Consider the following 20,124-nt stretch of genomic DNA (forward strand, 5'->3'; position numbering starts at 1 on the left):
ACGGAAGGGGCAGGATGGAACTCGACCTCGGTGCGGTCCGGGCCTTCGTCACCGTGGCCGACGAGCAGCATTTCGGGGCGGCAGCGGACCAGCTGAACCTCACGCAACAGGCGGTCTCCAGGCGGATCGCGAAGCTGGAAGCCGCTCTGGGCACGACGTTGTTGCACCGCACCCAGACCGGGGCCAGGCTCAACGAGAGCGGTGCCGCTTTCCTCCCCCACGCCCGGGCGCTCCTGGCGCTGGCCGATCAGGCGGTGGATTCGGTCCGGATCCGCAACCGCCCGCTGCGGGTGGACGTGAACGACACCCGCCTCCCCGCGACCGAACTGGTCCGGGAGTTCCACGACAGCAATGCCGACGTGGAGATCGACATCATCACCTCGAACGGGCTCCGGAGCGGGCGGACCGCGCTGACCAGCGGTTCGATCGACGCCACCGTCGCGCGGGTGATGGGCACTCTCGATCCGGTCATCAAGCACCTTCCCGCCTACCTCGGTCCCCTCCACGTCCTCGTCGGCCGTACGCATCCCCTCGCCGACCGGCGCCAGGTGCGGTTGCCGCACCTCCGGGACTCGATCGCCTGGATGCCGACCAACGAACCCGGCAGCGAATGGGCCGACTTCTACGACTGCCTCGCCCGCGAATTCGGGCTCACCATCGACACTTCGGGCCCGAACTTCGGCCTCGACCACATGCTGGACCACCTCGCCGCATCACCGGACCGCTTCACCTTCGGCGGCGAACTGCTGCGGGTCCCGTGGCACCCGGAGATCGTCCAGATCCCCATCGTCGATCCGACACCCGTCTACCTGCACTCCCTGCTGTGGAAGCAGGGCAACCGGCACCCCGTGCTGCCCCGGCTGATCGACCACGTCACCTCGCGCCTCCAGCCGTTCGACCCCGAACGCCAGTGGATGCCACCGGCGGACATCCGCGCGCTCGACCTCGCGGCGGCAGCCGACGAGCACCCTGCCCCGGATTCGTCCGGGGAGAGCCTCACGAACCGCTGGAGAGTACGCGCGTTCCGCGGAGGCCTTTGAGCTCCCCGAACAGGGCTGGGCTGGGCTCGACCGGGTACCGGTCCACCGCCAGCCGGGTGCGCCGCTGCCCGTGCCGGATCACGACGCGCACCGGTGTGCTCCCCCGGTGCGCGCGCAGTGTCGCCCGCAGCTCGTGGACGTAGTCCAGATCGACGTGCCGGGCCTCCACCTCCACCGTCAGCGGGTTGGTGCCGGGGTCGGTCTCGGCCGCGGAGATGTCGACGGGCACGGTGTCGGAGGCGAAGACGCTGATGGTGCCCTCGCGTTCGTTGATGCGCCCCTTGATGGCGATCGCGGTGTCCTCGACCAGGCAGTCGGCGAACATCTCGTAGGACTTCGGGAAGAACAGCACCTCGACACCGGCGTCGAGGTCCTCGAGCGTGACGATGGCCCACGGGTGGCCGTTCTTGTTGATGCGGCGCTGGATGCCGGAGATCATCCCGGCGATCCTGATCTGCTCCTTGCCGCCGAGCTCCCGCAGGCCGGCGATGCCGGTGTCCTGGTGGGGCGCCAGCAGCCGCTCGGCCCCGTCGAGCGGGTGCGCGGAGATGTACAGGCCCAGCATCTCCCGCTCGTAGGACAGCAGCTGCTTTCGCGGCCACTCCTCGGCGGTGAACGTCAGGTGCGCCAGCGGCGAGGACTCCGCGCCGCCCGGCGAGTCGTCGGCGCCGAACAGGTCGAACTGGCCTATCGCCTGCTGCCGCTTGAGCCCGATGACGGCGTCGACGGCGCTCTCGTGGTGCTGGGCCAGCGACATGCGGGTGTGCCCGAGGGAGTCGAACGCACCGGCCTTGATCAGCGATTCGACGACGCGCTTGTTGCAGGCCGGGATCTCGGACTTGTCCAGGAAGTCGGTGAAGGAGGCGTAGCGGCCCTTCTGCTCGCGGCTGTTGACGATCGAGGCCACCACGTTCGATCCGACGTTGCGGATCGCGCCCAGGCCGAAGCGGATGTCGGAGCCGACCGCGGCGAAGGTGTCGGCGGAGTCGTTGACGTCCGGGGAGAGCACCTTCACGCCCATCCGCCGGCACTCGGCCAGGTAGACGGCCATCTTGTCCTTGTTGTCCCCGTTGGAGGTCAGCAGGCCCGCCATGTACTCGGCCGGGTAGTTCGCCTTCAGGTACGCCGTCCAGTACGCGACCAGGGCGTAACCCGCCGCGTGCGACTTGTTGTAGGCGTATCCGGCGAAGGGCAGGATGGTCGCCCACAGGGTGCTGATCGCCTCGTCGGAGTAGCCCTGGGCGAGCATCCCCTCCCGGAAGCCCTCGAACTCCTGGTCCAGCACGGACTTCTTCTTCTTGCCCATCGCGCGGCGCAGGATGTCGGCCCGGCCGAGGCTGTAACCGGCGACCTTCTGCGCGATGGCCATGATCTGCTCCTGGTAGACGATCAGGCCGTAGGTCTCGGCGAGGATCTCCTCGAGCGGCTCACCGAGCTCGGGGTGGATCGGCTCGATCGGTTTGCGGCCGTTCTTGCGGTCGGCGTAGTCGTTGTGCGCGTTGACCTCCATCGGGCCCGGCCGGTACAGCGCGTTCGCCGCCACCACGTCCGGGAACGCGGTGGGCTGCATGCGCTTGAGCAGTTCGCGCATGCCACCGCCCTCGAACTGGAACACCCCCAGGCTCTCGCCGCGGGCGAGCAGCCGGTAGGTGGCCTCGTCGTCGAGCGCCAGGCTGGACAGGTCGATGTCGACGGAGTGGTTGTCCTTCACCATCCGCAGCGCGTCACCGAGGATGGTGAGGTTGGAAAGACCCAGGAAGTCCATCTTCAGCAGGCCGATGGCCTCGCACGAGGGGTAGTCCCAGCCGGTGATGATCGACCCGTCGTCACGCGCCCACAGCGGCACCGTGCCCAGCAGCGGCTGCGAGGAGAGGATCACCGCGCAGGCGTGCACACCCGCGTTGCGGATCAGGCCCTCCAGCCCGCGCGCGGTGTCGAAGATCTGCGACACCGACGGATCGGTCTCGATCAGGGCGCGGACCTCCGCCGCCTCGGGGTAGCGCTCGTGCCGCGGGTCCACGATCCCCGACAGCGGGATGTCCTTGGCGGCGATCGGCGGCGGCAGCGCCTTGGAGATCCGGTCGGCGATCGCGAAGCCCGGCTGGCCGTGGTGCACCCGCGCGGCGTCCTTGATCGCCGCCTTCGTCTTGATCCTGCCGAAGGTGATGACCTGGGCCACCTTGTCCCGCCCGTACTTGTCGATCGCGTACTGCAGCACCTCGTCGCGGCGCCGGTCGTCGAAGTCGAGGTCGATGTCCGGCGGCGAGTCGCGCTCCGGGTTCAGGAACCGCTCGAAGATCAGCCCGTGCTCCAGCGGGTCCAGGTTCGTGATGTGCAGGATGTAGGCCAGCAGCGACCCGGCGGCCGAACCGCGGCCCGGCCCGACGTGGATGCCCTGCGACTTCGCCCAGCGCGTCAGGTCGCCGACCACCAGGAAGTACGCGCAGTAGCCCTTGGCGTCCAGCACGTCCAGCTCGACCTGGATCCGCTCGCGGCACTGCGCGGTCGGCCCGTCCGGGTAGCGCGACGGCAGGTACTGCTCGACCTCCGCGGCCAGCAGCTCGCGCTCGGTCCGGCCGCTGCCGTCGGTCACGCGCGGCATCCGGTCCTGGAAGCCCCACACGTCCTCGTAGGACTCCACCATCTCCGCGATCAGCAGCGTGTTGTCCGCCGCTCCCGGGACCTCGGAGTCCCAGTACGCCCGCATCTCCTCGGCGGACTTCAGGTAGTAGCCGTCACCGTCGAACTTGAACCGCGACGCGTCGCCGAGCGTCTTGCCCGACTGCACGCACAGCAGCGCGCCGTGCGAATCCGCCTGGTCCACCGTCACGTAGTGGCTGTCGTTGGTCGCCAGCGGCGGGATCCCCAGCTTCTTGGAGATCTCCAGCAGCCCCTGCCGCACCGACCGCTCGATCGGCAGCCCGTGGTCCATCAGCTCCAGGAAGAAGTGCTCCCGGCCGAAGATCTCCTGGTACTCCGCCGCCGCCCGCAGCGCCTCGTCGAACTGCCGCAGCCGCAGCCGCGTCTGCACCTCACCCGACGGACAGCCCGTCGTGGCGATGACGCCCTCGGAGAACTCCGCGATCAGCTCCTTGTCCATCCGCGGCTTGCGGTACATCCCCTCGAAGCTCGCCCGGCTCGACAGCGTGAACAGGTTCCGCAGCCCGGTGGCGTTGCGCGCCAGCATCGTCATGTGCGTGTAGGCACCCGCGCCCGAGACGTCGCCGCCGGTGCCGAACTCGTCGGTGCCGCGCTGCTTCGCCTCGCCCCAGAACACCGGCTTCTTGTGGAACCGGCTGCCGGGTGCCAGGTACGCCTCGATGCCGATGACCGGCTTGATGCCCGTCTTGCGCGCCTGCTGGTAGAACTCGTCGGCGCCGAACATGTTCCCGTGGTCGGTCATCCCCACCGCGGGCATCCCGAGCCGCTCGGCCTCGGCGAACAACGCCCCCACCTTCGCAGCACCGTCGAGCATCGAGTACTCGGTGTGCACGTGCAGGTGGACGAAGGGGTCCATGCCAACTCTCCCGGTGTTCGAACGGCGGCCTGAGCGGCGACATTCGAACCGGGCGCGGACGCCGGCGTCCAACAAGCAACACACGCGGATCGACAACGATCAGTTGTCGCAACAGGACAGGGCCGCTGCCGGAGGCGGGCTCGCCGGTTCGGCCGGTGCGATCCTGGGCGGGTGATCAGCAGCAAGCACGTCCAGCACGAGGAGATCTCGGCCCGCTTGTCGTCGTGCAGCGACGCGGACCTCCTCGCTCAGGTGGAATCGGCAGCGGCTGGTGCGGCGGGTGTGGGTGGTGGCACGGCGCTGCTCGACGTCGGCGGCACGCCGGTGTTCGTCAAGCGGATTCCGCTGACCGACCAGGAGCTGGCTCGTCCGCTCTCGACCGCGAACCTGTTCGAGCTGCCGCTGCACTGCCAGTACGGCATCGGCGGCCCCGGGTTCAACGCCTGGCGCGAGCTGGCCGCGAACACGACAGCCACGGCTGGGGTGCTCGCCGGTCGCACGAATTCGTTCCCCCTCCTCCACCACTGGCGGGTGCTGCCCGGCCGCGCGCCCCTCGGTGCCGAGCACACCGAGGTCGATGCGGCTGTCGCGGCGATGGGCGGTTCAACGGCTGTACGCGCTCGATTCGACGCCATGGCCGCGGCGTCGTGCAGTCTCGTGCTGTTCTTCGAACACCTCCCGGGCCCGCTGCTCGGCTGGCTTCGCGAGGACCCGGTGGGGCGGGCATCCGCGTTCGACGAGCAGCTTTCGCGGATCGTCGCGTTCCTCCGCGCCCGGCGGCTGCTGCACATGGACGGGCACTTCGGCAACATGCGCACCGACGGCGAGCGGATCTACCTCGCCGACTTCGGGTTGGCCCTGTCTCCCCGGTTCGAGCTGTCCGCGGCCGAGCGCCGCTTCGCCCGGCGGCACGTTGCGCACGACGCGGATCACGCTGCCATGCGGTTGGTGAACTGGCTGGTGACCGAGGTCTGCGGAGTGCAGGTCACCGGCAGCGGTGGCGTCACCGCTCGCAACGAGTACGTGCTCCGGTGTGCCTCCGGCCACATCTCGCCCGGCCTGCCGCCGGTCGTGAGCGAGCTCCTCGCCCGGCACGCACCGGCGGCCGCCAGGATGAACGCGTTCTACTGGCGGTTGTTCGACGGCGATCTGAGCGCCGAGTACCTGGGGCCGCCGGTGGCGTGGGACTGATGGGTGGGCGAGGATCGGGGTCGTCATGAGCGAGAGCGATGTCGATCTGGTCCCGATGTGGTTGCCGCACCTGCCCGGGGTGCTCGAGCTGGGCAACCGGGTCTTCGACGTGTCGGAGATGCCCTACACCTCGTGGTCGTTGTCCAGTGCGGCCGTCCACCTGGACGCCCAGCCGGATGCGTGCTGGGTCGCCGAGGCCGGCGGGCGGGTGGCCGGGTTCGTGCTCGGGTCGCTGTCCTACGACGAGCGGGCCGACTGGGGTTACGTGGAGTGGCTCGCCGTCGACCCCGAACATCAGGGCAGAGGGCTCGCGAAGACGTTGCTGGAGGAGTCCTGCGCGGCGCTGTTCGCCGCGGGCGCGACGCGGGTGATCACCGACGTCGAGCAGACCAACACCGCTTCGGCCCATCTCATGCGGCGGTGCGGCTTCAACGACAGCGTGACCGTGACGCTGTTCGTCCGCCACGCGCCTGCCGACAGCGGCGCCTCCCGGCAGGCCCGGGTGCGGGCGCACTCCACCGACCCGGCCAAGGCCCGGCTGCACGCGGCCGCCCGCAAGTCCGAACGCGACTAGCGCGGCGGCGTTCCGCTGTGGACCGCGGGGGCGCAAGGAGCTGAATCACACCTCTCGCATTCCCGGAAACAATTGCGGAAATCGCGAATTCCTTCGCCTGATTCCGAAATGGCCGTTGCGATCATTCGGCGATACGGGTGACGTTCACCGGCACGGGGGTCACCCTTTCATCTGTATCTAGCGGAAAACCCGGCCCATAGACTCGGGCATCGATCAAGTCCGCAGCCAGCTCGCCGAACGAGCGAGAACATCACGACGCGCAATGCGCCAGCACCGCCGCCGATCGGTCTTCCCACCGGCAGACGCGCGTTCGATTCCCGCGAAAGGAGAGCCGGTTCGCCGTGCCCGCAGCACGGCGCTGGAAGTCCGCCAACGCATCGAGCAAGAACACCAACGGGAGGTTCGTGACGTGTCCTCACCCGCTGCCGAACAGTTCTCTTCCCTGCAGACCCGCGCGGCGCGGCTGCTCGCGACGACGACGAAGACCCCGCCGCAGATGCAGTCCATCAGCTCCCGGAACCTGCTCCGGAAGCTGCCGTGGCTGACCGTCTCCAGCGGCACCTACCGGGTGAACCGGCGGCTGCAGATCAAGGTCGGGCGCGGGCGGGTGTCGTTCGTCCAGGAGGGCACCGACGTCCGCATCGTGCCGGAGACCCTCACCGAGCTCGCCGCGCTGCGCGGTTACGCCGATGTGGACGTCCTGACCAGACTGGCGGGGATGTTCACCGTCCGGCAGGTGACGCCGGGCGAGGTGCTCGCCGCGGAGGGCAGCCCGATCCGGGAGGTCTTCGTCGTCGCGCACGGCCGGGTGGAGCGGCTGGCGACCGGCGAGTACGGCACCGTCGACCACCTCGGCGTGATCACCGACGGCGACCAGGTCGGTGACGAGGCGGTCGGGGTGGAGGACCCGACGTGGTCGGCGACGCTGCGCTGCGCCACCTCCGGGACGATCATGGTGCTGAACTGGGACGCCCTGGGCGGGCTGCTCGATAGCGAAGAGGGGCTGCGCGCGCACCTGGACGATTTCGCGCGGCGCCGCGCGCTGCCGCAGAACCGGCGCGGCGAGGCCGAGATCGCGTTGTCCGCCGGGCACCTCGGCGAGGCGCTGCTGCCCGGCTCGTTCGTCGACTACGAGCTCGGGCCCCGGGAGTACGAGCTGTCGCTGACGCAGACGGTGCTGCAGGTGCACACTCGCGTCGCCGACCTCTACAACGACCCGATGAACCAGGTCGAGGAGCAGCTGCGGCTCACCGTCGAGGAGATCCGCGAGACGCAGGAGCACGAGCTGCTGCACAACCCGGACTTCGGCCTGCTGCACAACACCTCCTACGACCAGCGGATCTCCACCCGGACCGGCCCGCCGACGCCCGACGACCTGGACGACCTGCTGTCCATGCGGCGCTCCACGGACGCGTTCTTCGCGCACCCGAAGGCGATCACCGCGTTCCTGCGGGAGTGCAACCGGCGGGGCCTGGCGGTGGACGCCGCGGTGCAGGACGACGGGTCGAAAGCGCTGTCCTGGCGCGGTGTTCCGGTCTACCCGCTGGGCAAGATCGGCCTCACCGACCACAACACCACCTCGATCATCGCGATGCGCCGCGGCGAGGAGAAGCAGGGCGTCGTCGGCCTCCAGCCCGCCGAGCTGCCCGACCAGGTGCAGCCCGGGCTGAACGTGCGGTTCATGGGCATCACCGATCAGGCCATCCTGCGCTACCTGGTGTCCTCCTACTACAGCGTCGCGCCGCTGGTGCCGGACGCGGTCGGGCTGCTGGAGCACGTCGAGATCGGCCGGACGGACTCCTGATGATCGAGCTCATCGCGCACGAAACACCGGTCCCCGTGCAACAACCGCACACCGGCGGTGTGCAGGGGACCAGCGCGTGCACCGCTCCGGGAACGCAGCGGCGGACCACCGTGCTGCACTGCCCGCCCGCCCCGCCCGAGCGGCCCGAGGCCGCGGCCGAGATCAACAGCCGCGTCGTGGAGTGGATGACCGGGCTCGGGCTGGGCAGCGCGGCGAACGTCGAGGGCGTCTACAAGCACGACCCGGGGCGCGGGATCACGTTGTGCCACCCGGGAAGCCAGGACGTCGACCGGATGACCGCGGCGGGCAAGATGATCGTCGCCGAGACCGCGGTGGACGACTACTTCTGCGAGACCAACAGCCAGCGCGACGCAGGAGACCAGACGATCGGGCCGAACCTGTCGCTGGCACAGTCGGCGATCGACGCGCCGTGCCTGACTCCCGGGTACCAGGCGCTGTGGGAGGAGCAGCGCACCGGCCACCCGGTGCTGCGCGCCCAGCACGAGGCCTTCGAGGACCTCAAGCGGATCAGCAGCCCGGCGCAGGCGCAGCGCACGCGGCACGACATCGCCCAGCTCTACCTCGGCTACAACGCCGAGAACGGGTGGCGGCTGGTCAACCGACTGCCACCGGTGTGGCAGTACCTCGCCAACCGGCAGATGAACTCCTTCCGCCCGTGCCTGGACCTCACCGACGTGCTCGACGGCTACGAGCTGCCCGACGCGCTGCACGCCCACCCGCTGGTGCAGGACTGCACGGCGCGGGCGTCGCTGATCGCCACCCTGCACAACGACCTGGCCTCCTGCGAGCGGGAGATCCGCGAGCACGGCCTGCCGTTCAACCTGCCCGCCGTGATCGCCGCGGAGGAGCGCATCCCGCTCGACGAGGCGTTCATCAAGGCCTGCGAGGTGCACAACGAACTGATCCGCGCCTTCGAGGACGACACCGAGCGCACCACCGCCGCACTCCCCGATCCGGTGGTCGCCCGCTTCCTGACCGGGCTGTGGGCCTGGATCGCCGGAAGCCGCCACTGGCACTTCACCACCGCCCGACACTCCGCGTGAGAGGACCCGCCAGATGACCAACACGATCCAGCAGAACCCCACCGCCGGCAGCATCTACCAGGGCAGCGTCGCGGAGTACTGGAACAAGGAGGCCAACCCGGTCAACATCGAACTCGGCGAGGTCGACGGCTACTTCCACCACCACTACGGCATCGGCGAGCCGGACTGGTCGGTGACCGAGGGCGAACCGGCCACCGCCCGCGAGCGGATCACCGCCGAGCTGCACCGGCTGGAGACCAAGCAGGCCGAACTGCTGCTCGGCCACCTCGGCGAGATCGAGCCGAAGCACCGGATCATGGACGCCGGCTGCGGTCGCGGCGGCAGCTCGTTCATGGCCCACGAGCGCTTCGGCTGCTCGGTGGACGGCATCTCCATCTCCCGCAAGCAGGTGGACTTCGCCAACGAGCAGGCGCACCAGCGCGGCGTCTCGGACAAGGTGGCCTTCCACCAGCTCAACATGCTCGACACCGGTTTCGAGACCGGCAGCATGCGGGCGATCTGGAACAACGAGTCCACCATGTACACCGATCTGGCCGACCTGTTCGCCGAGCACTCCCGGCTGCTCTCGCGCGGCGGGCGCTACGTGACGATCACCGGTTGCTACAACGACGTCTACGGCCTGCCCTCGCGAGCGGTGTCGACCATCAACGCGCACTACATCTGCGACATCCACCCGCGTTCGGGCTACTTCCGCGCGATGGCCGCCAACCGGCTGGTGCCCACCGCGGTGGTGGACCTGACCGAGGCGACCCTGCCCTACTGGCGGCTGCGCGCCCGCTCGCCGCTGGTGACGGGCATCGAGGAGGCGTTCATCGAGGCCTACACCAGCGGCGCCTTCCAGTACCTGCTCATCGCCGCGGACCGGGTCTGAACCCGTGCTGCCCGGCGGCGCCGGAGGGTTCGCGCTCTCCGGCGCCGCGAGGACAAGGAGACTAAGGGGCGGAAATGGGCATGGTGGACCTGGACGAGATCCGCGCCGAGGTCGACTCCGCGCTCGCGGGGTTCTTCGACCGCGCGACGCTCGCCGGCGGGATCGAACCGCATTCCGACGACATGATCGAGGTGATCGAAGGTTTCGTGCTGACCGGCGGCAAGCGCATCCGCCCGGTCCTGTGCGCCCTGGGCTGGCTGGCCGCAGATCCGCAGCCGCGCTGCCGGGCGCCGCTGATCGGGCTGGCCGCCGGGCTGGAGATGTTCCACGCCGCGATCCTGATCCACGACGACGTCATGGACCGCTCCGCCACGCGGCGGGGCAGGCCGACGGTGCACCGGGTGATGGCCGGGCTGCGCCCGGATCGCGGCGGCGAGGACGGCGAGTGGTACGGCACCTGCGCGGCGATCGTGCTCGGCGATCTCGCGCTGGCCTGGGCCGACAAGCTCACCTGCGCGCAGCTCAGCGCCGAGCAGCTGGGCCGGGTGCTGCCGCAGATCGCGCAGATGCGGCACGAGGTCACCATCGGCCAGTACCTGGACCTGCACTCGGCGGGCGCCCGGTCGGCGGACGCGGACCTGGCCGAGATGATCATCCGCTACAAGACCGCCTACTACACCGTGTACCGGCCGCTGTCGATCGGTGCGGCGGCGGGCAACGCCTCCCGCGAGGCGACGCGGGTGCTGCACCACTACGGCATGCCGGTGGGCAAGGCGTTTCAGCTGCGCGACGACCTGCTGGGCGTCTTCGGCGATCCGCTGCTCACCGGCAAGGCGGTGACCGACGATGCGAGGGAGGGCAAGCACACCACGCTCATCGCCCACGCGCTGACCACCGCGAGTTCCCCGCAGGCGGTGAAACTCGGCCAGCTGTGGGGAAAACGGGACATCACCGAATCCGAAGTGGACGTCGTGCGGGAGATCCTGACCAGCACCGGGACGGTCCGCGCCGTGGAGAACCTCATCACCGACCACCACCGCGCCGCGCTCGCCGCGCTCGAAACCCCGCACCTGCCCACCGAGGTGGCCGAGGCGCTGCGCACCATCGCCGACCAAGCAGTGGAGCGTGACCGATGACCAAACGGGTGCTGCTCGCCTCGTCGCGCGGGACCTGCGCAGGCGTGGACCGGGCCATCGAGACGGTCGAGAACGCCCTGGCGCGCTGGGGGCCGCCGGTGTACGTGCGGCACCAGATCGTGCACAACACGCACGTCATCGCCGCGCTCGAAGCCCGGGGCGCGGTCTTCGTCGACGACGTCGCGGAGGTGCCGGAGGGAGCGCGCGTCATCTTCTCCGCGCACGGCGTATCCCCCGTCGTGCGAACGGCTGCGTCCAGCCGGCGGCTGGAGGTCGTCGACGCGACGTGCCCGCTGGTGAGCAAGGTGCACAAGGAGGCGGTGCGGTTCGCCGGAGACGGATACACCGTCCTGCTGATCGGGCACGCCGGTCACGAGGAGATCGTCGGCATCATGGGCGAGGCGCCCGAGTCGATCCGGCTGGTGGAGTCCACCGGCGATGCGGCCTCGGTCGAGGTGCCCGACCCGGGCCGGGTGGTGTGGCTGTGCCAGACCACGCTCGCCATCGACGAGGCGATGGAGATCGTCGGCGTGCTCCGCGACCGCTTCCCGGCGCTGGCCGATCCGCCGTCGGACGACATCTGCTTCGCCACCCAGAACCGGCAGAACGCCATCAAGTCCGTCGCGCCGCGCTGCGACGTCGTGCTGGTGGTCGGTTCGCCGAACTCCTCCAACTCCCGGCGCCTGGTGGAGGTCGCCGCGGCGGCCGGGGCCGGGGCCGCGCACCTGGTGGACGGTGCCGGCGAGCTCGACCCGGCGTGGCTGGACGGCGCGGAGACGGTCGGCGTGACCTCCGGGGCGTCGGTGCCGGAAGTCCTGGTCACCCACCTCCTCGACCGCTTGGCGGACCTGGGTTTCGACCAGGTCGAGACCCAGCAGGGCGTTCCCGAGCCCCAGCGGTTCAGCCTCCCGCTGCCGTTGCGCGCCGGCTGAGGGTTCCGGCCGGTCCGGTGCCAGGAAGCTCCTCCGGCACCGGACCGGCCGGCTCAGCGGGGAGCGTCGCGGAGCACGCCGCTGACGTTGACCAGTTCCACGCAGCGGTCCGCCTGCCTGCCGGAGGGCGGGGTGCCCGGGCGGGAGCAGCGCACCGTCACGGTGACCACCTCTTCGCTGGAGACCTCCAGCGGTGTCACCCAGTGCAGGTCCTGGTTGCGGAAGGTCTCCAGGGCGATCGTGGTGATGGTGCGGTCGCCGAGCTCGATGGTGAGCAGGCCTTCGTCGCCCTGGTAGTTCGCCATCACCAGGTCGGTGACGTAGAACAGCTTGCCCTCCGGGACGCTTTCGGAGGCGCCGTTGTTGGTGCGGCCGGAGCCGGTCCGCACCTCGACGGTCTGCGAGACCGGTTGACCGCCCGCCGACTGGCCGCCCGGCGGCTGCCCGCCGGGTGTCTCACCGGGCTGCTCCCCCGGCGGCACCTGCGGTTTCGGCTGCTCCGGAGGCGGTGGCGCGAGCAGCTTGCCCTCCTTCGCCAGCTCGATCGTCTTCTGCTCGGCCGCTTCCCGCGCCGCGGTCTCCACCGCCTTGCGCCCCAGGGTGAGCCAGAACAGCACCAGCGCCAGCAGCAGGGCGAGCAGTGCGAGCAGCCAGCGCGGCAGCAGCGGCAGCTGGACCAGTTCCCCGTCCAGCTCCTCCGGCACCAGCGGCTGATCGCCGGACGTCTCCGCTTCGACGGCGGCGGTGACCTGGAACGGGCGGCTGACCGGTCTGCCGAACCACAGCAGACCGCTCGCCCGCGCCCGCAGGCGCAGCTCGGCGCGCTCACCCGGCTCCAGCTCGGGGCGCTCCTCGTCGAAGGTGAAGCGCAGGTCCTCCGCCGCATCGGTCGCCACCAACGGCATCGCGACCGGTGTGTTGCCCTGGTTGTGCAGGTCCACCTGGAACCGGCCGCTGCGCCACCCGCGGCGGCGCTGCGGGCTGAGCGAAGCCCGGTACCGGTGGAACGGCGCGATGACGACGGTCGTCTCCGGAACCGCCACCATCCCGGGCTGCTCCACCGGGACGACCCGGACCGCCAGCGGCACCTCACCGGCTCGCACGGAAGCCGACAGCGGCGGCCGCAGGACCAGGGTGACCGCGCCCTGCGCACCCGGGTAGAGCGGCAGCCGAGCGGGTTCCACCGTCACCCAGGCAGCGCACTCGCCCACGACCTCGAACTCGTAGGCCTCGACGATGTCGGTGTTGTTGCGCACCGCGAGGGTGGTGGTCGCCTCCCCGCCCGGGCTTACCTCCACCCGCGGGCTGTCGAGCTCGGCATATGGCGTCACAGCGCTGAACGTAGCCGTGTTCTCCTGCCGCGAGCAGAGCAGCGAGGGCAACGCGGGGGCAACGCTGCTGCCCCCGCGGCGATCACCAGATGCCCTTCACGAATACCGTGAATTCCCGTTGCACCACAAGCACAATCATCGTCCTTGTCGTTGATTTCACCCGTGAACCACCCGATTTGCCCTGCGGTAGCGCGGAATGGAGCACCGCAGCGAGCGGCCGAACGGTCGGACCGCCCCACCCGAGAACGCGCAACACTGGATGCACGGGCGTTCTAGCGAGGAGAGGCGATGACGAGGATCCCTGTCGCGGTCTACGCATCCGATCCGATACTCGAGGCCGGTGTGACCCACCAGCTGCGCATGCGTCCCGAGGTGGAGATGCTCAGACCCAGCGACGAGCAGCGCGCCGAGGTGTCGCTGGTCGTGGTCGACCGGCTCGACGACGCCTCCGGTCAGCTGCTGCGCCGCCTGCAGCGCGCCTCGTCGGTCCGCACCGGGCTGATCATCGGCGAGTTCGAGCAGGACGCGCTGCAGACCACCATCGAGTGCGGCGTGGCCGCGGTCCTGCGCCGGCGCGACGCCGACCAGGACCGGCTGGTGGGGATGATCACGGCGCTGGTCCGCGGGGAGGGCGTGCTGCCCGGCGACATGGTCGGCAGGCTGCTCGACCACGTGGGCAAGCTGCAGCGCAGCGTCGCCACGGCCGGGCACACGCTCTCCACGCTGGCCACCCGCGAGGCCGAGGTCCTCCGCCTCATCGCGGACGGCTTCGACACCAGGGAGATCTCGGTGAAGATGTCCTACTCCGAGCGGACGGTGAAGAACATCCTGCAGGAGGTCACCTCGCGCCTGCAGCTGCGCAACCGGGCGCACGCCGTCGGCTACGCCATGCGGCACGGCCTGATCTGAGCTGCCCGAAAGGGCCGAAGGGCTGCCCGCGCAACTGCCTGCCGGCTCCTGGGGATGCGCGCGGATCCGCGCCAGGATGCTGGGCACAGCCATCACCTGCGACGGAGGTCAACCGTGATCGGCGGCTCGATGCGCCTCGGAATCACGCTGCTCGGGGTCTTCCTGGTGCTCTCCGGGCTGATCGCGATCCCGGTCACCGAAGCGCGTCCGCACCAGCGGCCGGCACCCGAACCGGCCCGCATCGCCTTCTCCGGGACCGGGCACCGCAGCCTGGGGATCGCCGAAGCCGGCCCGTACGGCGGGACCGAGCCGCTGTTCGGCGAGCCGCGGCAGCACTTCGACCAGGACGTCTCCGCCCGCGGCGGGACGATGGTGTTCACCAGCCTGCGCGACGAAGCCGCGCCGCAGGTGTACCTGCGGACGCACGACGGGCACGTCCAGCGGCTCACCCGGGGCCGCGACGCGGCGAATCCCGAGCTCTCGCCGGACGGCCGCTGGGTGGCGTTCGACTCCGCCTCGTCGGGGCAGCGCGACGTGTGGCTGGTGCGCACCGACGGGTCCGAGGCGCACCGGCTCACCAGCACTCCCGGCGACGAGGTGAACCCGACGTTCTCCCCGGACGGAACGAGGATCGCCTACGCCGCGAACTCCAGCGGCCGGTGGCAGATCCACGCACGACCGGCCGGCGGCGGCGCCGAGCGGCAGCTGACCGCGGAGCCGAACGGTGCCGCGACGCAACCGGCCTGGAACCCGGTCGACGAGGACCGGATCGCCTACACCTTCGCGGTGAACGGCGAGCAGACCGTGCGCGTGCTGCGCGGGACCGGAACCGGAACGCCGCTGCCCGTGCAGGCCCGGGAACCCCGGTGGATGCCGGACGGGCAGGGCCTGCTGTTCCTCAGCCCGCGTTCCCGCTCCGGCGCGGCGGACGGCATCGACCGGGTCTACCTGGCCGATGCCGACTCCCCGAACCCGCCGAGGCTGCTGCTGGAAGAGGACCGCAGCGTCGACTCCCCGACCTGGTGGCGCGGACAGCTGGTGGTGGCCCGCACCACCGCGCCGCTGCGAAACACCGCGCGGCTGCAGGACGTCCAGGTGGACGGTACCGATCCGCGCGACCTCGGGTCGGACGTGCTGACCGAGGATCCCAAGGCCGTCGAGGACTCCATGCGGCTTTTCAAGCCCGAGCAGGGAGATCCGTGGACGCAGCGGCAGAGCTACTCCCCGGACGGCAAGCAGATCGCGGTCAGCCGCTTCGAGACCGTCCGCGGGCGGCGCGTCCAGCGGATCTGGCTGGTCGCTTCCGACGGCAGCGACCCGCGGCCGCTGCCGATCGCCGACCGCTGGGCAGGTGACTGGGAGACCGATGCCGCGTGGTCGCCCGACGGCGAGGAGATCGCCGTGGCCCGCAGGTCACCCGGCGGCCTGAACAGCCCCGGGCCGAGCCGGATCGTCGTGGTGAACGTCCGGACCGGCGAGGTGACCAAGCGGTTGGCGAACGCGGACCCGCAGCTGGACGACACCCAGCCCGCGTGGTCGCCGGACGGCCGCAGCTTCGCGTTCAGCCGCGGCAGGCCCACCGACGACGACCCGGCCCGCCGGGAGAACCACATCTGGCTCACCGACGCCCGGACCTTCGGCTCGCAGCGGGACCTGAGCGACGTGATCTGCGAGTGCCTGGTGGTCGACGACAGCCCGGTGTTCGCCCCCGACAGCCGCAGCATCGTGTTCAACCGGGAGAAGGACGGGCTCTACCGGATGGACTTGAACGACGACAGCTGCGAGGTGCTGCTGCCGCGCGGGCAGAACAGCTGCGTCGACCAGCCCCGCGGCGACGGACCGTTCCAACCCAGGGACGTCAGCTGGTCGGCGGACGGCCGTCGGCTCGTGCTGTCGCACCGCGCGGTCGCGGACGAGAACGCCCCGGAACACCTGTCGGTGCTGGACCTGGCCACCGGTGAGCTGAGCTCGCTGACCGGCAGGCTGCCCGGGCGGCAGAAGGAACCCACCTGGCAGCCGACGGTCGACCTCGGCATCGACACTCCTCCCGAGCAACCCCAGGTCCGGCCCGGCGAAGTCATCACGGCCGCGATCACGGTGCGAAACCAGGGTCCGTCCGACGCCCCGGACACCGAGACGACCCTGCAGGTCCCGCCCGGCCTGCGGCTGACGGACATGTGGTCGTCCAGGGGCACCTGCGAGGGCGAGAAGTGCTCCCTCGGCACGCTGGAACCCGGCGATGCGGTCGAGGTCACGGCGCAGCTCGTCGCCGTGGTGGTGGGCGAGCACCGGCTCGTCTGGACCATCACCAGCGCGGTGCACGACACCGACGAGGGCGACAACACCAACACCACGGTGATCATCGTGACGCCGACCCCGGCGCCGCCACCGCCTCCACCGCCACCGGCCAGTCCCGGTGTCGCCCTGACCGTGGGACCGGATACGTCCTATGTGGGCGGTCGGACCGGGGTGACCTTCACCGTGCGCAACACCGGTAGCAGCACCGCCACCGGGCTGGTGCTGGACATGGCCCTGCCGCCAGGAGTACCGGTGGTGCACGTGCCGCCCGGTTGCACGGCCGCGCAGTGCGCGCTGCCCGATCTGCCGCCGGGCGGTGTGCTCGCCAGGCAGGTGGTGCTAGCTCCGGACGCGGCTCTGACGTCGGAGATCCGGGCGAGGCTGCGGACCAGCGGAACGGACGCCGACCCCGGAGACAACGACGTCACCGCCCCCTACCGCGTGCTGCAGCCCCGCATCGTCGCGGTCCCGGCGGTCGGCGAGCCCGGGTTCGTGACCTCGGTGCGCGGCGTCGACTTCCCGCCCGGGATCCCGGTCCGGCTGGAGTGGTCGCCCGGCATCACCGCGGCAGCGGCACCGACCTCGCCCGCCCCGGACGGGCGGTTCGCCGCGCAGCTGCTGATCCTGCCCAACGACCAGGTCGGGCCGCGCACCATCACCGCGTCGGGCCCGGGTTTCAGCCCGGTCACGGCGGAGTTCCTGGTCGTCGCCTCGCCCATCGCACCGCCCGAGCTGGTGGAGTGGAGGTGAGCCGGTGATCCACGAGGTCGACGAGGCGTTGCGCCGGTTGCTGGCCGCGCACGACCTGCCCGGCGCGGGCGTCGAGCTCGGCTTCGAAGCGCCCACCACGGACTGGGCGGCCAAGCGCAACGCGCCCACGATCAGCGTTTTCCTCTACGACATCAGGGAAGAACCGGGCTTGCGGCAGAGCGGCCGGTTCGAGCAGCACGACGAGTCCGGGGCGGTGACCGGCTGGCAGGGCGCGCCGCACTGGTTCCAGCTCTCCTACCTGGTGACGGCGTGGACGAAGCGCCCGCAGGACGAGCACCGGCTGCTGTCGGCGGTCCTGCGCTGCGTGGTCGGCCACGACGCGCTGGAGGCGGCGTGGCTGACCGGGACGCTGGCCGAGCTCGGCCTGACGGTGGCGTTCGAGGCGGGCGGAACGATGGCGGAGGGCCGTTCGGCCTCCGACGTGTGGTCGGCGCTGGGCGGCCAGCTCAAGCCGTCGATCAACCTTCAGGTGACGGCGCCGCTGGCGGGTGAGCGGATACCGGCCGGGCCGCCGGTCACCGAGGGCGTGGTGCTGCAAGCAGATGCCGATGCGCCGCGTCGGTTGCGCTACGACGGCCCGAGCACCGCCGAAGGGGAAGGTTTCGCGCCGGCGCGGCGTCGTCCTGAGCCGAAGCGGCGTCGCCGGGGACCGCTCCCGTGACCGGCCTGCAGTACCTGTGGGCGCGGCTGAACGTGGTCGAGCAACGGGTCCGGGCGCTGGTGGCGGCACGGCGGGCGGTCGATCCGCAGCCGGACGATCCGCACCGGGGCCTCTACCTCACACCAGAAGCCGTCGAGCGGATCCTGGCGGCGCCGGCGAAGTCGTGGCGGATGCCCGAGGCGGTGACGGCGGATCTCGACGCGCTCGCGGAGCCCGTCCCGGTATTGCTCCAGCTGGCAGAGGATTTCGGGCTCAGCGAACTGGATGTGGAGCTGCTGCTGGTGGCGCTGGCCCCGGAGGTCGACGTCCGCTTCGAACCGCTCTACGGCTACCTGAACGACGACGTGACCCGCCGCCGACCGACGACCGGGCTGGCGCTGGAGCTGTGCGGCATGCCTTCGGCGGGCGACGGCCGGTTCCGGTTCTCCCCCGGTGCACCGCTGGTTTCCGGTGGGCTGCTGGAGGTGCAGGAGCCCGATCGGCCGTTCCTCTCCCGCACGCTGCGGATCCCCGACCGCGTGGTCGCGCACCTGCTCGGCGATGACAGCGCCGATCCCGTTGCGGCCAGTCTCGCGCGCCCCGCCGATCCGGGCGAGCCGGGCGCGCTGGCCAAGCGACTCGGTGCCGGGCTGGATGCCGGGGTCGCGTTCGTGCACCTCAACGGTGTGGAGGGCACCGTCCGCGTGGCGGTGGACGCACTGGCGGTGAGCGGCCGTGCCGCATTGGTGCTGGCTGCCGGGGAGCTGGCCGACGAGCCTGAGCCGCAGGCCGCCCTTCCCGCGCTGGTCCGGGAAGCGCGGTTGTGTCGCGCCGGAATCGTGTTCGGGCCGTTGGAGAAGCTGGAGCCGGAACGGCCCGAACGGGCGCGGCTGCTGCGCGCGGTCGTCGCCGCGACGGCGGAAGTTCCGCTGTTCCTGCACGGCTCGCGGAGCTGGGACCCGGGCTGGGCCCGGCGAAGCCCGGTGTCGATCCGCGTCGAAGCCGCTCAGCCCGAGACGCGAGCCCGGGAATGGCGACAGGTGCTCGCGGTGCCCGAAAGTGCGCCCATCGATGCCCTGGCGGTCTACCAGCTCGACCCCGATCAGATCAGCCGGGCGGCGTCGGTCGCCTCGCAGCTCGCGGCGCTGGAGGCACGCCCGGTGGAGCTGGCGGACGTGCAGGCGGGCGTGCGAGCGCAGAACGGTGCTGGTCTGGAGCGTCTGGCCCGGCGCATCACGCCTGCGGTCGGCTGGGACGACTTGGTCCTGCCCGAACCGACCCGCAATCAGCTGACCGAGCTGTCGCTGCGCGCCCGCCACCGCGACCGCGTGCTCGGCGACTGGGCCATGCGGCCGGGAGGCGGCCGGGGCCGCGGTGTGATCGCGCTGTTCGCCGGCGAGTCGGGAACCGGCAAGACCATGTCGGCCGAGGTCGTCGCCGCGGACCTGGGCATGGACCTCTACGTCATCGATCTGTCCACAGTGGTGGACAAGTACGTGGGTGAGACGGAGAAGAACCTGGAGCGCATCTTCACCGAAGCGGCGGGCGTGAACGGAGTCCTGCTCTTCGACGAGGCCGACGCGATCTTCGGCAAGCGCTCAGCGGTGAAGGACGCCCACGACCGCTACGCCAACGTGGAGTCGGCCTACCTCCTCCAGCGCATGGAATCCTTCAACGGCATCGCAATCCTCACCACGAACCTCCGCGCGAACCTCGACGAAGCCTTCACCCGCCGCCTGGACGTGATCGCGGATTTCCCCCTGCCCGACGCAACCCAGCGCGAAGCCCTCTGGGACCGCTGCCTCGGCAAGGCACTCCCCCGTGCCGCAGACCTGGACCTGGCGCTGTGCGCGGAGCGCTTCGAGCTCGCCGGCGGCTCGATCCGCTCCTGCGCCACCACCGCCGCCTACCTCGCCGCGGCGAACGCGGAACCGGTGAGCATGGCGGACCTGATCACGGCGATCCGCCAGGAGTACACCAAGCTCGGCCTCCTACCCCTGGGGAGCAACTTCGAGAACCATTAGTTCCACCCTATGAGGCTTCCAT

Annotated in this window: 14 protein-coding genes; 12 read left to right on the forward strand and 2 right to left on the reverse strand. The window is 70.7% G+C overall.

The genetic code is table 11. The features are described 5' to 3' along the window. Window positions 1–14 precede the first annotated feature (14 nt). Window positions 15–1,040, forward strand: a complete 1,026-nt coding sequence (locus ATL45_RS34940) for a LysR family transcriptional regulator (protein WP_093146990.1) — start codon at window positions 15–17, stop codon at window positions 1,038–1,040. Here the strand turns inward: ATL45_RS34940 and dnaE are convergent. Next, window positions 997–4,557, reverse strand: a complete 3,561-nt coding sequence (gene dnaE, locus ATL45_RS34945; RefSeq protein ID WP_093146991.1) for a DNA polymerase III subunit alpha — start codon at window positions 4,555–4,557, stop codon at window positions 997–999. The two genes, ATL45_RS34940 and dnaE, sit on opposite strands and share 44 nt — an antisense overlap. A 171-nt stretch (window positions 4,558–4,728) precedes the next feature. Here dnaE and ATL45_RS34950 point away from each other — a divergent pair, with 171 nt between their 5' ends. The 7 genes from ATL45_RS34950 (at window position 4,729) to ATL45_RS34980 (ending at window position 12,129) form a co-directional block, all read left to right on the forward strand. Continuing rightward, window positions 4,729–5,748 (forward strand): serine/threonine protein phosphatase, encoded by a 1,020-nt coding sequence (locus ATL45_RS34950; RefSeq protein ID WP_093146992.1) that lies wholly within the window; start codon window positions 4,729–4,731, stop codon window positions 5,746–5,748. Window positions 5,749–5,773: 25 nt separating this feature from the next. Further along, a complete protein-coding gene (locus ATL45_RS34955; RefSeq protein ID WP_093146993.1) occupies window positions 5,774–6,322 on the forward strand; it encodes a GNAT family N-acetyltransferase in 549 nt (182 codons plus the stop codon). 409 nt (window positions 6,323–6,731) lie between these two features. Then, window positions 6,732–8,126, forward strand: coding sequence for a family 2B encapsulin nanocompartment shell protein (locus tag ATL45_RS34960; RefSeq protein WP_256258280.1), 1,395 nt, complete (start codon window positions 6,732–6,734; stop codon window positions 8,124–8,126). Continuing rightward, a complete protein-coding gene (locus ATL45_RS34965; protein ID WP_093146994.1) occupies window positions 8,126–9,190 on the forward strand; it encodes a family 2 encapsulin nanocompartment cargo protein terpene cyclase in 1,065 nt (354 codons plus the stop codon). The genes ATL45_RS34960 and ATL45_RS34965 overlap by 1 nt, the downstream gene beginning before the upstream one ends. Before the next feature lie 13 nt (window positions 9,191–9,203). Next, the gene (locus ATL45_RS34970; RefSeq protein WP_093146995.1) at window positions 9,204–10,061 is read left to right on the forward strand and encodes a geranyl diphosphate 2-C-methyltransferase; all 858 of its coding nucleotides are present in this window, start codon (window positions 9,204–9,206) and stop codon (window positions 10,059–10,061) included. 74 nt (window positions 10,062–10,135) lie between these two features. Then, window positions 10,136–11,197 carry a polyprenyl synthetase family protein gene (locus ATL45_RS34975; RefSeq protein ID WP_093146996.1) on the forward strand — a complete coding sequence of 354 codons (1,062 nt, stop codon included), beginning with the start codon at window positions 10,136–10,138 and terminating at the stop codon, window positions 11,195–11,197. Further along, the gene (locus ATL45_RS34980) at window positions 11,194–12,129 is read left to right on the forward strand and encodes a 4-hydroxy-3-methylbut-2-enyl diphosphate reductase (RefSeq protein WP_093146997.1); all 936 of its coding nucleotides are present in this window, start codon (window positions 11,194–11,196) and stop codon (window positions 12,127–12,129) included. The genes ATL45_RS34975 and ATL45_RS34980 overlap by 4 nt, the downstream gene beginning before the upstream one ends. 53 nt (window positions 12,130–12,182) lie before the next feature. On the opposite strand, the gene ATL45_RS34985 is transcribed toward ATL45_RS34980, so the two are convergent. Continuing rightward, window positions 12,183–13,460, reverse strand: a complete 1,278-nt coding sequence (locus ATL45_RS34985; RefSeq protein ID WP_093146998.1) for a COG1470 family protein — start codon at window positions 13,458–13,460, stop codon at window positions 12,183–12,185. A 288-nt stretch (window positions 13,461–13,748) separates the two neighbouring features. Between ATL45_RS34985 and ATL45_RS34990 the strand changes: the two genes are divergently transcribed. The 4 genes from ATL45_RS34990 (at window position 13,749) to ATL45_RS35005 (ending at window position 20,102) form a co-directional block, all read left to right on the forward strand. Then, entirely contained in the window at window positions 13,749–14,369 is a 621-nt protein-coding gene (locus ATL45_RS34990) for a helix-turn-helix transcriptional regulator (protein ID WP_093146999.1), read from the forward strand. 114 nt (window positions 14,370–14,483) lie between these two features. After that, window positions 14,484–17,417: a hypothetical protein gene (locus tag ATL45_RS34995; RefSeq protein WP_246025729.1), complete on the forward strand. Its 2,934-nt coding sequence runs from the start codon at window positions 14,484–14,486 to the stop codon at window positions 17,415–17,417. 4 nt (window positions 17,418–17,421) lie between these two features. Continuing rightward, window positions 17,422–18,099 (forward strand): Pvc16 family protein, encoded by a 678-nt coding sequence (locus ATL45_RS35000; protein ID WP_093147000.1) that lies wholly within the window; start codon window positions 17,422–17,424, stop codon window positions 18,097–18,099. Continuing rightward, entirely contained in the window at window positions 18,096–20,102 is a 2,007-nt protein-coding gene (locus ATL45_RS35005; RefSeq protein ID WP_093147001.1) for an ATP-binding protein, read from the forward strand. Before ATL45_RS35000 ends, ATL45_RS35005 begins: the two co-directional genes overlap by 4 nt. Window positions 20,103–20,124: the final 22 nt, after the last annotated feature.

Origin of the sequence: Saccharopolyspora antimicrobica (assembly GCF_003635025.1) — a bacterium.
Lineage (GTDB): Bacteria > Actinomycetota > Actinomycetes > Mycobacteriales > Pseudonocardiaceae > Saccharopolyspora > Saccharopolyspora antimicrobica.

Excerpts from the sequence above, each read along its gene's own strand:
- ATL45_RS34940 (WP_093146990.1), top strand. The coding sequence starts at position 15 with ATGGAACTCGACCTCGGTGCGGTCCGGGCCTTCGTCACCGTGGCCGAC.
- ATL45_RS34980 (WP_093146997.1), top strand. The coding sequence starts at position 11,194 with ATGACCAAACGGGTGCTGCTCGCCTCGTCGCGCGGGACCTGCGCAGGC.
- ATL45_RS34965 (WP_093146994.1), top strand. The coding sequence starts at position 8,126 with ATGATCGAGCTCATCGCGCACGAAACACCGGTCCCCGTGCAACAACCG.
- ATL45_RS34970 (WP_093146995.1), top strand. The coding sequence starts at position 9,204 with ATGACCAACACGATCCAGCAGAACCCCACCGCCGGCAGCATCTACCAG.
- dnaE (WP_093146991.1), bottom strand. The coding sequence starts at position 4,557 with ATGGACCCCTTCGTCCACCTGCACGTGCACACCGAGTACTCGATGCTC.
- ATL45_RS34975 (WP_093146996.1), top strand. The coding sequence starts at position 10,136 with ATGGGCATGGTGGACCTGGACGAGATCCGCGCCGAGGTCGACTCCGCG.
- ATL45_RS34990 (WP_093146999.1), top strand. The coding sequence starts at position 13,749 with ATGACGAGGATCCCTGTCGCGGTCTACGCATCCGATCCGATACTCGAG.
- ATL45_RS34955 (WP_093146993.1), top strand. The coding sequence starts at position 5,774 with ATGAGCGAGAGCGATGTCGATCTGGTCCCGATGTGGTTGCCGCACCTG.